Source organism: Streptomyces sp. NPDC060366 (assembly GCF_042725135.1).
Lineage (GTDB): Bacteria > Actinomycetota > Actinomycetes > Streptomycetales > Streptomycetaceae > Streptomyces.
On sequence record NZ_JBHXDC010000001.1, the window covers coordinates 511,489 to 526,714 of the forward strand.

Genomic DNA, 15,226 nt, shown 5'->3' on the forward strand with positions numbered 1-15,226 from the left:
CCAACTTTCAGGTGAGGTACTGACAGGTGGAGCGGGGGGTGTAACTGCCGTGCCCCGGGCGCCCGGTGTACTTGCGGCCGTCGATGACGACCTCGCCGCGGGAGAGCACGGTCTCGACCTGTCCGGTGATCCGCTTGCCCTCGTACACCGAGTAGTCGACGTCCATGTGGTGCGTCCGGGCGGACAAGGTCTGTTCGGCGTGCGGGTCGTAGATGACGATGTCGGCGTCGGCGCCCGGCGCGATGGTGCCCTTCTTGGGATACAGACCGAACATCCTGGCCGGGCTCGCGCAGGCGATCTCGATCCAGCGGCGCCGGGTGATGTGCCCTTCCACGACGGCCTGATGGAGAAGGTCCATCCGGTGCTCGACGCCCGGCAGCCCGTTGGGGATCTTGGAGAAGTCGCCGCGGCCCATCTCCTTCTGCCCGTTGAAGCAGAACGGGCAGTGGTCGGTGGAGACGACCTGGAGGTCGTTGGTCCGCAGTCCGCGCCAGAGGGCGGCCTGGTGTTCGCGGGGCCGCAGCGGGGTCGAGCAGACGTACTTGGCGCCCTCGAAGTCCGGCTCCGCGAGATTGTCGGTGGACAGGAAGAGGTACTGCGGGCAGGTCTCGCCGAAGACCGGAAGTCCCTTGTCGCGGGCGGCGGCCAGCTCCGCGACGGCCTCCTCGGCGGAGACGTGCACGACGTACAGGGGAGCGTCGGCGACGCGGGCGAGCTGGATCGCGCGGTGTGTCGCCTCGGCCTCCAGCAGCACCTTGCGCACCTCGCCGTGGTGGCGGGGGTCGGTGCGTCCGGCGGCGAGGGCCTGCTCGACGAGGACGTCGATCGCGATGCCGTTCTCGGCGTGCATCATGATCAACCCCCCGTTGTGGGAGGCCCGTTGCATGGCGCGCAGGATCTTGCCGTCGTCGCTGTAGAACACGCCGGGGTAGGCCATGAACAGCTTGAAGGAGGTGATGCCCTCCTGGACGAGGAGGTCCATCTCCTTGAGGGAGTCCTCGTTGACGTCGGCGAGGATCATGTGGAAGCCGTAGTCGATGGCGCAGTTGCCGTCCGCCTTGGCGTACCAGGCGTCGAGCCCTTCGCGCAGCGCCTGGCCGGGCGACTGGATGGCGAAGTCCACGATGGTGGTGGTGCCGCCCCAGGCGGCGGCGCGGGTGCCGGTCTCGAAGGTGTCGGCGGCGAAGGTCCCGCCGAACGGCATCTCCATGTGCGTATGGCCGTCGACACCGCCGGGGATGACGTACTTGTCGGTGGCGTCGATGACCCGGTCCGCGGTCCAACTCGCCGCGACGTCGGAGCCGTTGGCGGCGAGCGCGACGATACGGCCGTCCTCGGTCAGCACATCGGCGTGGACCTCGTCGGCGGCGGTGATGACCAGACCGCCCCGGACGAGCGTGCGTTTACTCATGACATGGCCTCCGTGACAGGACGGAAAGTGGACGTGCGTGACGGGCTGGGGCGATCGGCGACTAGACGCTGTCCAGGGCGCGTTCGAGGATCGCCGCGCCCTCCTCGGCCTCCGCGACCGTGAGGGACAGCGGCGGTGCGATGCGCAGCACGCTGGTGTCGTGCCCGCCGCCCTTGCCGATCAGCAGGCCGCCCTCGCGTGCCGCCTCGGTGACCGCCGCGGCGGCCTCCGGGTTCGCCTCGTCGGTGCCCGGCTTCACGAGTTCGATGCCGATCATCAGGCCGCGCCCGCGCACCTCCCGTACGGCGGGGACACCGGCGCCGGCGGCGCGCAGCCGCTCGATCAGCAGGCCGCCGACGCGGCGCGCGTTGCCGGGAAGGTCGTGTTCCAGGAGGTGGGAGAGGTTGGCGACGCCCGCGGCCATCGTGACCGGGCTGCCCCCGAAGGTCGAAATGGAGTTGGTGTCCAGGCAGTTCATGATCTCGGCGCGGGCGACGACACCGCCGATGGACATGCCGTTGCCGATGCCCTTGGCGAAGGTGAGCATGTCCGGCGGACCGTTCTCGGCGTGCGCCTGCCAGCCCCAGAAGTGGTCTCCGGTGCGGCCCCAGCCGGTCTGCACCTCGTCGCTGATCCACAAGATGCCGTGCCGGTCGAGGACTTCGCGGAACGCGGCGTACAGACCGTCCGGCGGCGAGGTGAAGCCGCCGACGCCCTGGATCGGCTCGGCGATCAGCGCGGCGGGCACGCGCGTGTGCCCGAGCAGGTCCTCCAGGTCGGCGACGCACGCGGCGATGAAGTCCGTGTCGGACAGGTGCGCGTACGGGCCCCGGGTGCGGACGCCGCCGTGCACGTACAGCGTCTGGAGCGGCGAGAGGCTCGTCGGGGACCAGCCGCTGTTGCCGGTGATGGACACGGTGGAGAAGGACCGGCCGTGGTAGCTGTTGCGCATCGCGAGGATCTGGTTGGAGCGGCGGTACGCGGTCGCGAGCAGCAGGGCCGTGTCGTTGGCCTCGGTGCCGGAGGTGGTGACGAAGACCCGCGCGTCCGGGATGCCGGAGAGGGCGGCGACGCGCTCCGCGAACTCCACCATCGGACGGTTGAGATAGAGCGTGGACGAGTGGATGATCCGCCCGGCCTGCTCGGCGACCGCCTTGGTGACCTCGGGGAGGGCGTGGGCGGTCATGGTGGTGAGGATGCCGCCGAAGAAGTCGAGGTAGCGGTTGCCTTCGGCGTCCCAGACGTGACGGCCCTCGCCGTGGGTGAGTTCGATGGGCCGCTTGTAGTAGAGGGCCAGCCAGTCGGGGAGGACCGCGCGGTGCCGGCCGTGCAGGTCGGTGGCGGGGAGGCGTACGCCCGCGTCGTGGGACGCCGGGCCGGGGCCGGCCGCGGCGGCGGCCGGGTTCGCGGGTGCCTCGGTCACGGCTGCACCAGCCCCTCGTACGCGTCCGGGCGGCGGTCCCGGTAGAACGCCCACTGCTGGCGGACCTCGTCGATGACCCCGAAGTCCAGGTCCCTGACGACCAGTTCCTCGGCCTTGTCGCTCGCGGTGTCGCCGACGAACTGGCCGCGCGGGTCGACGAAGTACGACGTCCCGTAGAAGTCGTTGTCGCCGTACTCCTCCTGGCCGACGCGGTTGATCGCGGCGATGAAGTACTCGTTGGCGACGGCGGCCGCGGGCTGTTCGAGCTGCCACAGATAGCTGGAGAGACCGCGCGAGGTGGCCGACGGGTTGTAGACCAGTTCGGCGCCGTTCAGGCCGAGTTGGCGCCAGCCCTCCGGGAAGTGCCGGTCGTAGCAGATGTACACGCCGACCTTGCCGACGGCGGTGTCGAAGACGGGCCAGCCCGCGTTGCCGGGCTTGAAGTAGTACTTCTCCCAGAAGCCCTTGACCTGCGGGATGTGGTGCTTGCGGTACTTGCCGAGGTACGAGCCGTCGGCGTCGATCACGGCCGCGGTGTTGTAGTAGAACCCGGACTGCTCGACCTCGAACACCGGCACGACGATGACCATTCCGGTCTCCCGCGCCAGTGCCCGCATCCGCGTCACGGTCGGCCCGTCGGGGACGGCCTCGGCCCACCGGTAGTGCTCGGGCTCCTGCACCTGGCAGAAGTAGGGGGCGTTGAACACCTCCTGGAAACCGATGACCTTGGCGCCTTGCCGGGCCGCCTCGCGGGCGTGCTCCTCATGCTTGGCGATCATGGATTCGGTGTCGCCGGTCCAGGTCGCCTGGACGAGTGCGGCGCGTACGACTCTGGCCACGAGCTGCTCCTTCGGCGGAAGGTCGAGCGTTTGCTGGGCGTTTCCCGAGCGCGTTCCAAGCGCTTTCCGAGCGCTTTCTACGCCCGTAGATACGGTGCGTAGGAGGAGAACCTAAGCCCGCCGCCCCACGGGGGCAAGACCATCGCTGTTAAGCCGCAGAGTCGATCATGATTCGCACCCACCCGGTCCACAGAGCTTCCGGGCCCCGTCTTCGAGGCGGCCGGACCGGGCCGGAGCCCGGCGTAGCCGTCCGCGTCAGGCCCGGCCCTTGCCCGCGCTCCGCAGCGCACGGGCGAGATCGCGTTCGTGGCCGGTGGAGACGGCTCGCGCCGCTTCGAGCAGCCACGGGACCAGGCGCGAGGGGTCCACCGCCGCGACGCGTGCCGCGTCCTCGGGCGTACGGGCGCGAACGAACGCGCCGAGCAGCGCCTGGACCTCCTGGGCGCGGCCCGCGTCGCCGAGGGCGACCGCCGCGTGGCCTATGTCCTCGGCGGGCCGGGAGACGCCCTGGCGCAGCAGCACACCGCAGTCCGCGTCGCGGCCGGCCATGGCGAGCGCGCTCGCCGCCGCCGCGAGCCGGTCCGGCGGCAGGGACGACGCCTCCCACAGCACCGACGCCCAGTCGGCGCCGAGTTCGGCGCGGTGCAGTTCGGCGGCGAGGAAGGGCAGTTGCTCGGCGGGCCTGGCCGCCGCCTCGCAGAGCGCCACGTGCGCCTCACCGCTGCGGCCCGCGGCCCGCAGCCGTACGAGCACGGCGACCGTGTCGAGGGCGGCGCGGCGCGCCTCGGCCTGCTCCCGTGTCAGGCCGCTGTCGGGCCCGTCGGTACGGGTCCGCTCGGAGCCCGACGAGCCGCCGAAGCGGGCGCCGCGCGGCGGTGCGGTGGCGGCGGGCGGTACGAGGGGGGCGGCCGCCGGATCGGTGCCTTCGGTGAAGGCGAAGCGCGCGCCACGCTGCTTGCGCTGCTTACGGCGCTGGCCGGGCACCTGCGCCATTTCCTGCGAATCCTCGGGGCCGACGGCGGGGTTGGAGCCCGTGTCGCTCGGGTCACCGGCGCCTCGGCGGCCGTCCGGACCGCCCCAGCCCGCGGACGCGGAGTCGCGTCCGCCGTCCCCGCCGCCGGCCTCGCCGGTGCGGCCAGGCTCGGGGCGGAACCACTCGTCGGGCGCGGTGGGCCGGCCGCCGTCGGGACGGCCGAATACCGACTGGTCGTCCACCGTCGGTTCCTCGGCCCGGTACCACCCCTCGGCGGCCGTGGGTCTCGCCTCCGGGGAGCCGTACTCCGGGCCGGCCGGTGCGGCGTGCGCGGGCGAGGAGGGGCGCGGGGCGGATCCGCCCCGCGTGGCGTGTGTGGAGTGTGCGGCCTGGGCGTTCGACGGCTCGACAGCCGCGAGGCGCTCGCGCAGTTCGGTGCAGCGGGCCGTGGCGCGCGCGTAGTCGTCGCGGACCCAAGCCAGGTCGTATTCGAGCTGGTCGGCCTCCGGCGAACCCTGGCCGACCAGTCGGAGGCGGCGCATCACCTCGTCGGCACGGCTCGCCGCCGTGGCCTGTTCGTGCTGCATCAGCCGCAGCCGCTCGCCCAGCGCGTCGGGGCCGCCGGGGCGCCGGTCGTGCGCCGCGGCGGACGCGGCGTGCAGTCTGCTCGCCCGCGCCGTCTCGCGGTCGACCGGCCGGTTCTCGTGGCTCGCGGCGAGGTCGTGGAGCAGCGACTCCACGACGTCCCAGGGCGGTACTTCGGCACCGTCGAGGCAGGCCCTGAGCCCTTCGGGGTCCCGCTGCCTGAACACGGCGTACCAGCCGCCGTCCGGGTCGAGGAGCGCCGTCATCCCGCGGAAGTACCGCGCGAAAGCCCCGATTTCCGCCGGAAGTTCGTGCCTAGTCATCGCTGTCTTTCCCGCCCCTGCCCTGCCGCGCACTGCCTTGAGCCAACCGTCCGGCCCGCCGGCATGAAACCGCAGCCGTGTTACGTGACGGCTACGCGGGATTTTCGCGCACGGTGCGGTGCGATCACTCAAGTATGTGCTCACTGAGTGGGCGACGTCACGTTTCCGAGGAAAAAATGTGGTTACGGCTCAAGGTTGTTTCACAAGTCGGCGCGCCGAAGAGGCGTCAGAAAGTCACCACGATTCCGGTGTGCACGCGCTTACCGCGGCGTACGAGCGCGGCCGGCTTCGCGACGAGCCAGAACTGCCAGGTGTATTTGCGGGCGAGGAACTTGTTGACCTGGGCGGCCTCCTCGCCTTCGAGCAGCCGCGCCGTGCCCTCGGCGGTCGCGGCGCCCGGCACGATGCGCCCGCGCACGTCGCACGCCGTCACGACGACACGGCTGTTGTTACGGAGCCGCTTGACCTTCCAGGAGTCGCTGCGGGTCCAGATGTACAGCACGCCGCCCTCCACGGCGTGCCAGACCGGGGTGTCCACCCCGGTGCCGTCCTTCCGGTACGTGGTGAGGCTGACGTAGCGGCTTCGGCGGAGCGCGTCGAGAGTCATACCCCTGAGACTATGCCGCGCCGCCGGACGGGCTTCATGAACCCGTCCGGCGATCGTGGACGGGCGCGTCAGGGCCGGTTCGCCGGGTGGACCACCATCGCGGAGCCGCCGCCCCTGCGGTCCTTCTCCGCCGCCGCCACCCAGCGGCCGTCGGGCAGCCGCTGGACGCCCGTCGCGGCGCCGATCTCCGGGTTCTTGGTGAACGCGTGCCCCAGTGCTTCGAGTTGGCCACGCAGCGGGCTGTCGTAGAGGCCCGGCTCCAGCTCCGTCGTCGCGGAGTTGCGCTGGCTGGCGCGGGGTGCGGCGATCGCGTCGACCAGCGGCAGACCCCGGTCGAGATGGCCGGTGAGCGTCTGGAGGACGGTCGTGATGATGGTCGCGCCGCCGGGTGAGCCGAGCGCCAGGAGCGGCCGGTCACGGTCGTCGAGCACGATCGTCGGGGAGATGGACGACCTCGGCCGCTTGCCGGGGCCGGGCAGGTTCGGGTCGTGGACGGCCGGGTTCGCGGCGGCGAACGAGAAGTCCGTCAGCTCGTTGTTGAGGAGGAAGCCCCGGCCGGGCACGGTGATGCCGCTGCCGCCCGTCGACTCGATGGTCAGTGTGTAGGCGACGACGTTGCCCCACTTGTCGGCGGCCGTCAGATGGGTCGTGTTCTCCCCCTCGTACGTCGTCGGCGCCGCCGTACCTCCCGGCGCGCACGCCACGGGGTTCGCCGGGTCCCCGGGCGCGAGCGGGCTCTTGAGGGCCACGTCGTCCTTGATGAGGCATTCGCGCGAGTCGGCGAAGCGCTGCGACAGCAGGCCCTTGGTGGGGACGTCCTCGAAGGCGGGGTCGCCGAGCCAGCGCCCCCGGTCGGCGAAGGCGATCCGGCTCGCCTCGATGAAGCGGTGCAGATACTGCTTCTGCGAGGCCCTCGTCAGATCGGTGTTCTCCAGGATGTTGAGCGCCTCACCGACGCTCGTGCCGCCGGAGGACGACGGCGCCATGCCGTACACGTCGAGCCCCCGGTAGGAGACCTTCGTGGGCGTCTGCCGCTTCGTCCGGTACGCGGCCAGGTCGCCGGTCGTCAGATCGCCCGCCCGCACGTTGCGGGTGGCGTCCGGGTCCACGGGCGGGGTGCGGACGGTGCGCACGATGTCGCGGGCGAGGTCGCCCCGGTAGAGCGCGTCGGTGCCGTGCCTGCCCAGTTCCGCGTACGTACGCGCCAGGTCGGGGTTCTTGAACACCGAACCGGTCACCGGCAGTTCGCCGCCGGGCAGGAACAGCTCCGCGGAGGCCGGGAAGTCGGCGAACCGGGCCTGGTTCGACGCGGTCTGGGAGCGGAACGTCTCGTCGACGGTGAAGCCGTCCTTGGCCAGCCGCTCGGCGGGCTTCAGCAGCTGCCGCAGCGAGCTGCTGCCCCAGGAGTCGAGCGCCCGCTCCCAGGTGGCCGGGGTACCGGGCGTACCGACACCGAGTCCGCTCGTCATGCCCTCGGCGAAGGGGATCGGCTTGCCGTCCTCCTGGAAGAGGGTGGCGTCGGCGGACTTGGGCGCGGTCTCGCGGCCGTCGATCGTGTGGACGGAGCGGGACGCGGCGTCGTAGTAGACGAAGTAGCCGCCACCGCCGATACCGGCCGAGTAGGGCTCGGTGACACCGAGTGCGGCGGCGGTGGCCACCGCCGCGTCAACGGCGTTGCCGCCGCGCCGCAGCACCTCGATGCCCGCGGCGGACGCGTCCGTGTCGACGCTCGACACGGCTCCGCCGTGGCCGACGGCGAAGGGGGTCTTGGCGGGGGTCTTGGCGGGCGGTTTCGCCGGTGCCTTCGTAGGAGGCGCCGCGGCGCCCACCGAGAGCATGGCGGCGGCGAGAGCCACGACCGAGACGGTGCGTGCGGTGCGTGCGGCGGGGCGGCGCATCTGTACCTCCGGTGGACGTCCGTCCGCGGAGCGTAACTTCACCGCTCGCGCCCCGCCAGAACCATTGGTGCTATGAAATGAACGGTTCATCGGGGCCGTCCGCCGGCCGGTTCGTCCTCGTCACCGGACCGGCCGTGTTCGCGGCCCGTGAAGTCCGCGTGCCATGTCCGGGACGGCGTCGTCCGGCTAACATGCGCGCCCATGACAGACGACGTACGCAACATCGTTCTCGGGGTGCTCGCCACCGGCATCAGCGCCGCCCTCGGCTGGATGGCCCGGACCTATCTCTGGCGCCGCAAGCTGCGCAGGAAGCAGGCGTTCTTCGGGCTGCCGGGCAACTCCGAGTGTCTGCTGGTCGTCAACCGGGAGGCGGGCGGCGACGGCGCCGTCCACCGTCATGACGTCTTCGCGCTGCTGGAGATGTCCGCGCTGATCAAGGACTGCGGCGCGCACGCGCAGATAGTCCAGCACGACTCCGCACAGCAGGGGTTCGGGGAGCGTACGGAGTTCTGTCTGGGCGGTCCGGCGTCCAACCGCCGGATGGCCGCCCATCTGTCCTCGCTGCTGCCCGGCGTCAAGATCAACACGGATCCGGATCCGGGCCCGGACCGCGGGGCCTTCCAGATAGGCAGCGAGCGCTACCGCGCGGAGCCGGGCGTCGCGGAGTACGTCATCCTGGCGCGCCTGACCGCCGGCCAGGAGTCCCGGCCGGTCTTCCTCTTCTGCGGGCAGCGGGCCATCACCAACCAGGCGGCCTCGCGCTATCTGGCCAGGCACCACGAGAAGCTGTCGCGAAAGCACGGTCGCGACTCGTTCTGTCTGCTGCTGAAGGTGGTCAACTCGCAGGCGTACGGCCCCGATGTGGTCGAGCTGGTCTCGGACGTCACCAGGGCGGCGCAGGAGCCCGCTCCCGTCGTACGCACCTCGCACCGGGCGGCCGGCTGAGGGGCGGCCCCGTGCGGGAGCCGATGGGGGGGGAGGGAGGAGCGGCACCCTCGTCGTACGTGGCGACGACGCGGGCCCGCTCCATGTCGAGCACGGCCCTCCCGGCGCGCAGCTGACCTTCTCCCCGTCCACGTCCGACCCATGGTGCCGGTCGGTCCCGCGGCGCGAGAAGTGATCTCCGGCTGCTGCCAGAGGGTCCCCCCGCGAGAGCGGGAGGCGGGCCGTGTCCCTTGAGCTACCGCGCGTCGGGCGGCGGCGGGACCATCCCCGCGTGCGCGGGGCACGGCGGACGCGTACGGACTCCCGGGTGGCACCCGAGGCCGGCGCGGCATCCGTGGCCTCTGCCGTCGAGACCACCGTCACTGTGGGGATGAACGACAAATCGTAGTCCAGATTCGGCGCGATGAGCGCGTCCGCGCATCCGAACTCCCTGACCGGGGAATCCGGTCGGCTGTGTGCGGGTGGGTCGTGGAATCGACTGCGGCTCCCGCCGCGGACTGCCCGTCGGACCGTGGTCGACGGCCATGCGCTGCCCTCCCCGTTCTCGGCAATGTCGCGGTCAGCGCAAACTATCCAGCCCGGCAAGGGACTTCACACCCGACACGCATAAATCGGGCATAAGCCGTATTAACGTCCAGAGAGTGGAGTTGCGATCACGCCTCGGCCGCCTCCGCGTACACCTGCGACAGTTCGGGCGCACCGCTGACGGCCCAGTCCAGACCGGCTTCCACGACCTGGATCTCCCGGCCGGAGACGAGGCGTACGACGGGGTGACCGCCGGGCCAGATGTGCCAGGCCGCCCCCGCGACCGTACGCACGATGACCGTACCGAGATACAGCCCCGCGTCGTTGCCGAGCCAGGGCAGCTCCTCCGGGTCGTCGCGCCAGTGCGGCGGCAACTGGTCCAGAGCCTCCAACGAGGCCGGGGAATCGTCCAGTTCGAGACCGGACTGCCCTGCCCGGACACGCAGCAGCTCACACTCGGAGAGCAGCTCGGCCACGCCTTCCGCATCGCTTCCGACGACGGATGCCAACGACGCCCCCTCATCAGCACCGTTGCGTTTGCGCCAGTTGTCCAAGAAAGGGATGTTCATACCACTCAGCCTGCCATTTCCCCGTACCCGCGCACCTCAGGGCACGCGGGCGGTATCAGAGGCAGAATGCCCGGGGCCAGACCCGACGATGCCGACCCGGCCTCCGGAACATCAGAGGTCGAGATCGACGACGACCGGAGCATGGTCCGAAGCTCCCTTGCCCTTGCGCTCTTCACGGTCGACATAACTGTCCTTGACGGCGGCGGTGAAGGGCCCATTGCCGTAGACGAGGTCGATCCGCATACCCCGGTTCTTCGGGAACCGGAGTTCGCGGTAGTCCCAGAAAGTGTACGGCTGGTCGTACTTGAGCGGTCGCGGCATCACATCGGAGAGACCGCCCTCACGGAGAGCCGTCAGAGCGGCACGCTCGGCGGGGGTGACATGGGTGGCGCCCTCGAAGAGCGCCGGGTCCCACACGTCCTGATCGGTCGGCGCGACGTTGAAGTCACCGAGGACGGCGAACGGCCTGTCCCCCGCGCTGTCCTCGGCCACCGCCGCGCGCAGCGCCTCCAGCCAGCGCAGCTTGTACGCGTAGTGATCGTGCGCGACCTCGCGGCCGTTGGGCACATAGACCGACCAGACCCGGACGTCACCACAGGTCGCGGAGATCGCGCGGGGCTCCTCGACGCCCTCGTACTCCGGGCCGTCGGGCAGGCCCTTGACGATGTCGTCGAGACCGACGCGAGAGATCAGCGCCACTCCGTTCCACCTGCCGGTGGCGTTGACCGCGGACTCGTAACCCAGCTCGCGCAGGGCGTCGGCGGGGAACTGCTCCAGGGTGCTCTTGGTCTCCTGGACGCACAGCACGTCCGTGCCCGTGCTCTCCAGCCAGGCCAGCAGACGCGGCAGCCGGGCAGTGATCGAATTGACGTTCCAGGTGGCGATGCGCATGGACGACAGCCTATCCGCGAGGTCCGACAGTGCCCGTTCCGGCGACCACCGGGACGGCTTCACGGGTCGGTGGCCTCACAGGTCGGTGGCCTCACCGGGCGCCAGCCTGGCGTGGCCCGCACCCCCGAGGCGGCCGACATGGCCGTCGTACAGAGGCAGCGCCAGATCGGTGAGCAGCGCGTCGTGGATGTCGAAGGTGCGCCGCGGCTTGACCTCGCGTACGTAGTCGATCACTTCGGAGATCTTGTTCCACGGCGCGTGCACCGGGAGCATCAGCGTCTCGACGGGACGGTCGGGCACGGTGAACGCGTCGCCGGGATGGAAGAGCGAATCGTCCACCAGATACCCGACGTTGGTGACCCGCGGCAGATCGGGGTGGATCACCGCGTGGAGTTCGCCGTGCACCTGCACGTCGAAGCCCGCCGCGGTGAACGTGTCGCCGTGCCCCACGGTGTGCACGCGCCCCGGAAAGGCCGCCGAGAGCTGCTCGGCGACGCTGCGCAGGGTCCAGACCTCGGTGGCCGGGTCCGCTTCGAGGGCGGCCCGCAGCCTGCCTTCGTCGAAGTGGTCGGGGTGCTCGTGCGTGACGAGGACGGCGTCGGCGCCGAGCGCCGCGTCCTGCTCACTGAAGACGCCGGGGTCGACGACGAGCGTCCGCCCCTCCTTCTCCAGCCGGACGCAGGAGTGGGACTTCTTGGTGAGCTTCACCGTGACCACCTCGTGTTGCGGATTCCTGGACGGCGTTCCGATACGACCACCGGTATCGCACCTCCCATGGTCGACACGCGCCCCCGGTACGGCAAACGGGAGTGACATCCCCTAGTGCTCGGGGGTGGTCTCCTCCTGGACCACCGCGGCGACGACGCGGAACGCCGCGGTCGCCGCCGGGAAGCCGCAGTAGACGGCGGCCTGGATCAGTACTTCCTTGATCTCGGCCGGGGTCAGCCCGTTGCGCAGGGCGGCCCTGGTCTCGACGGCGAGTTCGTCGAGGTGACCGCCCGCGACGAGGGCCGTCAGCGACACGCAGCTGCGGCTGCGGCGGTCCAGACCCTCCCTGTTCCACACCTCGCCCCAGGCGTAGCGGGTGAGGAGCTCCTGGAAGTCGCCGGCGAAGCCGTCCGTGTCGGCCATGACCCGGTCGACGTGGGCGTCGCCGACGACCTCCCTGCGGACCCGCATGCCCGCCTCGTACTGATCCGGGCGTACGGCCGCCACGGCCTGCGGCTGCTCGGCGGAGGCGATCTCGGCGACTGGAGCGGTCATCGGCGACAGGGTCGGCGGGCCGGCGGGCGTGCCCGGACCCGCATAGGTGGCCCAGTCGGGCAGCACCGTCAGGCCGGTCGAGGTGTCGGAGGGGTTCTGCCAGGCGGTGGAGAAATGGCGTACGAGCAGGTCCGTGACGGCGGCCGGCTGCTCGACGGGCGCCAGGTGCGAGGCTCCGGGCACCAGCGCGAGGCGGGCGTCCGGTATCCCGGCGACCAGCGTGCGGGCCTCGGCGGGGCCGGTGACCTTGTCCTCGGCGCCGACCAGGACGAGCGTCGGCACACCGATCCGGCCCAGCTCCGCCCGTACGTCGAAGGCCGCCAGGGCCTCGCACGCGGCTATGTAGCAGCCCGGATCGGTCGTGCGGACCATCTGGACCGCCCACTCGACGATCGCGGGCTGCGCGGCGGCGAAACCGGCCGTGAACCAGCGCTCGGGCGCCGAGCGGGCCATCGGGTCGAGTCCGTTCGTACGGACGATGACGCCGCGCTGGCGGAACTCGTCCGCCGTACCGAACCGCGGCGACGAGGCCACCAGGGCGAGCGAGGCCACCCGGTCGGGGCGGCGCAGCGCAAGCTCCGCGCCGATCGCGCCGCCGATGGAGCAGCCGACGTAGCCGAAGCGCTGCACGCCGAGCCCGTCGAGCGTGGCGAGGAGCCGGTCCGCCAGCTCGGGCACACCGGTGGCGGGGTGGGCGGGCGCGCCGCCGTGACCGGGCAGGTCGAACCGGAGTACGCGCCAGTGTTTCGCCAGCTCGGGCGTCTGCCTGTCCCACATGTGCCAGGTCGTGCCGAGAGAGGGACCCAAGATCAGGGTCGGTGCGTCTTCTGGCCCGTCGACGCGGTATTGCAAGGTCTTCGTGGTGGTCTCGCTCACCCGCTCACGCTCCCACATCCCGCATTTCCGCACGGGAGGGGGTCGGGGAGACTCGCCGGACCTCCCCAAGTACCGGCCGCCGGACGGAGATCCTTCACACGGTGGCGACTCCACTCGCCGCCCCGCACGCCGGTGCCCGTCACGGGGCGACCGCGATCACGGGGTCGTCGTGGAGACCACGTACACGTGGGGCATCGCCGGATCGCTCAGGTCGACGGTGATGTCCTGCGTGGGACGTGGGTCCTTCTGCTTGTGCGTGGTGCCCGACCACACTCGGGTCGGGACGAAGTTCCAGCCGACGGTGCGCGAATCGCGGGGCGCGATCGTGACGTTGCCCTCCTTGAGCTCCGAGCGGTGCGAGCCCAGCTCGGTGAGGAAGGTGTCGAGCCGGCCGGACGTCACGTTGAACTGCACATACAGCCGGCTGGACTTCCAGTTGCTCGTCTCGTAGTAGCGCACGTTCGTGGCGCGCGCGGGGATCGGCACCTCGAAGACCCGCTGCTTCATCCGGGACGGCACGGCGTCGGTGAGGCCGGTCGCCGAGGACTCAAGCTCCTTGTCGAGTCCGCTGCGCCTGCTCTGGCCGGCCGAGATCACCAGATAACCGGCGGGGACGCCGATGAGCAGCACGATCACTATCGCCGTCACCCACCGGCGGCGGACCATATGGCGGTGGTTCTCCGGCGGCTTCGCGTCGTCGGGCGTCGACTGTCGGGGCACGGTCATGAAGGAGGTTCCTGGCTGGTGCGGGGGGCTCGGCTGGGACTCGTACGGTGTTCTCGCGGCGGGTCGGACGGCTCCGGCGCGTCGGGCGCCCGTGTCCCCGGATCCGTCGCCGTTTCCGGTGTCGCGTCCGGCTTCGGCTGGGCCGCCGCGGCGGATTCCTGCCGTTCGCGGACCGCCGCGGCGCGGGACTCCTCGGCCTCGCGCAGCTCCTGCTCCTCGCGCAGGTCCTGCGGCATCCGGCCGGTGCGGATGGCCTCCGCGTACAGCTCGTACTTCTCGTACCGCTCAAGTCTGCGACGGTTGGCCCGGCGGAAGCGGCGGGCGACGAGCCGGGAGAGGTCGGCCGCGCCGACCATGCCCGCCTCGGGGCCGAGCTGCGCCTTGGCGATACGGGCCTCGGGCCGGTAGCCGCGCCCGGTGAGCTGGCGGCGGAAGGCCTCTCTGGCGGGGCCGATCAGCAGATCGTCCGCCGCGCTGACGCCGCCGCCGATGACGAAGCAGGACGGGTCGAGCGCCGCCGCGAGATTCGCGATGCCGACGCCGAGCCACTGGCCGATCTCCTGGAGCAGCTCGACGCACATCGCGTCGCCCTCGCGGGCCAGCTCGGTGATCAGCGGTCCGGTGATGTCGGGGATGTGGCCCTTGACGCGTTCGATGAGGTTGTACGCCACCGGGGAGTCGGCGGCGGCCAGCTCCCTGGCCTCCCTGACGAGCGCGTTGCCCGAGCTGTACTGCTCCCAGCAGCCTCGGTTGCCGCACGGGCAGCGGTGGCCGGCGGGCACCACCTGCATATGGCCGAACTCGCCGGCCACGCCGTACTTGCCGCGCTTGACCCGGCCGTCCTCCAGTATGGCGCCGCCGATACCGGTGCCGAGCGTGATCATGACGAGGTGGTCCTCGCCGCGTCCGGCGCCGAAGCGCCACTCCGCCCAGGCGGCGGTGTTCGCGTCGTTGTCGACCATCACCGGGACGGCGAGCCGGGAGGAGATCGAGTCCCTGAGCGGTTCGTCGCGCCAGGCGAGGTGCGGGGCGAAGAGGACCTTCGCACGGTCGGCGTCCACCCAGCCGGCGGCGCCGATGCCCACGGCGTGCACGTCGTGCCGGTCGGAGAGGTCGAGCACCAGCTCGACGATGGTGTCCTCGACGACCTTCGGGCTCTTGGACTTGTCCGGCGTCTCGGTGCGGATCTTCTCCAGGATGTTGCCGTCCGGGTCCACGACGCCGGCCATCACCTTCGTACCGCCGATGTCGATCCCGACGGTGGGCACGCGCGGCGCGGAGGCGTGGGAGCGGCGTTCGCGGGTGCCGACGGTCCGCAGGACGGTGGCGCGCGCGGAGCCCCGGTGGGTGAGATCACGGTAGGTACTCATCG

Annotated in this window: 12 protein-coding genes and 1 pseudogene; 1 reads left to right on the top strand and 12 read right to left on the bottom strand. The window is 71.2% G+C overall.

Annotated features, from left to right (window positions below):
* Positions 1 to 7: 7 nt before the first annotated feature.
* The 6 genes from hydA to ggt form a co-directional block, all read right to left on the bottom strand.
* On the bottom strand, positions 8 to 1,411 hold the full coding sequence (gene hydA, locus ACFWHU_RS02085; RefSeq protein ID WP_385799363.1) for a dihydropyrimidinase: 1,404 nt from the start codon (positions 1,409 to 1,411) through the stop codon (positions 8 to 10).
* A gap of 61 nt (positions 1,412 to 1,472) precedes the next feature.
* Complete coding sequence (locus ACFWHU_RS02090) at positions 1,473 to 2,744, bottom strand: aspartate aminotransferase family protein (RefSeq protein WP_385799527.1); 1,272 nt, start codon at positions 2,742 to 2,744, stop codon at positions 1,473 to 1,475.
* A gap of 86 nt (positions 2,745 to 2,830) precedes the next feature.
* Positions 2,831 to 3,673, bottom strand: a complete 843-nt coding sequence (locus tag ACFWHU_RS02095) for a nitrilase-related carbon-nitrogen hydrolase (protein WP_387223279.1) — start codon at positions 3,671 to 3,673, stop codon at positions 2,831 to 2,833.
* Between the two features lie 255 nt (positions 3,674 to 3,928).
* The gene (locus ACFWHU_RS02100; protein ID WP_385799366.1) at positions 3,929 to 5,554 is read right to left on the bottom strand and encodes a hypothetical protein; all 1,626 of its coding nucleotides are present in this window, start codon (positions 5,552 to 5,554) and stop codon (positions 3,929 to 3,931) included.
* Between the two features lie 226 nt (positions 5,555 to 5,780).
* Positions 5,781 to 6,161: a PPOX class F420-dependent oxidoreductase gene (locus ACFWHU_RS02105; protein WP_385799368.1), complete on the bottom strand. Its 381-nt coding sequence runs from the start codon at positions 6,159 to 6,161 to the stop codon at positions 5,781 to 5,783.
* A 68-nt stretch (positions 6,162 to 6,229) separates the two neighbouring features.
* Entirely contained in the window at positions 6,230 to 8,059 is a 1,830-nt protein-coding gene (gene ggt, locus ACFWHU_RS02110) for a gamma-glutamyltransferase (protein WP_385799370.1), read from the bottom strand.
* 201 nt (positions 8,060 to 8,260) lie between these two features.
* On the opposite strand from ggt, the gene ACFWHU_RS02115 reads away from it, so the two are divergent.
* On the top strand, positions 8,261 to 9,004 hold the full coding sequence (locus tag ACFWHU_RS02115) for a hypothetical protein (protein ID WP_147874931.1): 744 nt from the start codon (positions 8,261 to 8,263) through the stop codon (positions 9,002 to 9,004).
* Between the two features lie 653 nt (positions 9,005 to 9,657).
* Here ACFWHU_RS02115 and ACFWHU_RS02120 read toward each other — a convergent pair.
* From ACFWHU_RS02120 to ACFWHU_RS02145, 6 genes and pseudogenes are all read right to left on the bottom strand, one after another.
* Positions 9,658 to 10,098, bottom strand: coding sequence for a DUF6278 family protein (locus tag ACFWHU_RS02120; RefSeq protein WP_385799372.1), 441 nt, complete (start codon positions 10,096 to 10,098; stop codon positions 9,658 to 9,660).
* Positions 10,099 to 10,209: 111 nt separating this feature from the next.
* Positions 10,210 to 10,989: an exodeoxyribonuclease III gene (locus ACFWHU_RS02125; protein WP_385799374.1), complete on the bottom strand. Its 780-nt coding sequence runs from the start codon at positions 10,987 to 10,989 to the stop codon at positions 10,210 to 10,212.
* A 75-nt stretch (positions 10,990 to 11,064) separates the two neighbouring features.
* Entirely contained in the window at positions 11,065 to 11,697 is a 633-nt protein-coding gene (locus ACFWHU_RS02130; protein ID WP_385799376.1) for an MBL fold metallo-hydrolase, read from the bottom strand.
* Positions 11,698 to 11,808: 111 nt separating this feature from the next.
* Positions 11,809 to 13,128, bottom strand: a complete 1,320-nt coding sequence (locus ACFWHU_RS02135) for an alpha/beta fold hydrolase (protein WP_385799378.1) — start codon at positions 13,126 to 13,128, stop codon at positions 11,809 to 11,811.
* A gap of 156 nt (positions 13,129 to 13,284) precedes the next feature.
* Complete coding sequence (locus ACFWHU_RS02140; RefSeq protein WP_385799379.1) at positions 13,285 to 13,854, bottom strand: hypothetical protein; 570 nt, start codon at positions 13,852 to 13,854, stop codon at positions 13,285 to 13,287.
* A 224-nt stretch (positions 13,855 to 14,078) separates the two neighbouring features.
* A pseudogene (locus ACFWHU_RS02145) lies at positions 14,079 to 15,224 on the bottom strand (ROK family glucokinase); the annotation flags it as partial.
* Between the last annotated feature and the right edge of the window lie 2 nt (positions 15,225 to 15,226).

Bases quoted from the DNA above. Each gene is read 5' to 3' on its own strand.
- hydA (WP_385799363.1), bottom strand. From the start codon at position 1,411: ATGAGTAAACGCACGCTCGTCCGGGGCGGTCTGGTCATCACCGCCGCC.
- ACFWHU_RS02100 (WP_385799366.1), bottom strand. From the start codon at position 5,554: ATGACTAGGCACGAACTTCCGGCGGAAATCGGGGCTTTCGCGCGGTAC.
- ACFWHU_RS02105 (WP_385799368.1), bottom strand. From the start codon at position 6,161: ATGACTCTCGACGCGCTCCGCCGAAGCCGCTACGTCAGCCTCACCACG.
- ggt (WP_385799370.1), bottom strand. From the start codon at position 8,059: ATGCGCCGCCCCGCCGCACGCACCGCACGCACCGTCTCGGTCGTGGCT.
- ACFWHU_RS02115 (WP_147874931.1), top strand. From the start codon at position 8,261: ATGACAGACGACGTACGCAACATCGTTCTCGGGGTGCTCGCCACCGGC.
- ACFWHU_RS02120 (WP_385799372.1), bottom strand. From the start codon at position 10,098: ATGAACATCCCTTTCTTGGACAACTGGCGCAAACGCAACGGTGCTGAT.
- ACFWHU_RS02125 (WP_385799374.1), bottom strand. From the start codon at position 10,989: ATGCGCATCGCCACCTGGAACGTCAATTCGATCACTGCCCGGCTGCCG.
- ACFWHU_RS02140 (WP_385799379.1), bottom strand. From the start codon at position 13,854: ATGACCGTGCCCCGACAGTCGACGCCCGACGACGCGAAGCCGCCGGAG.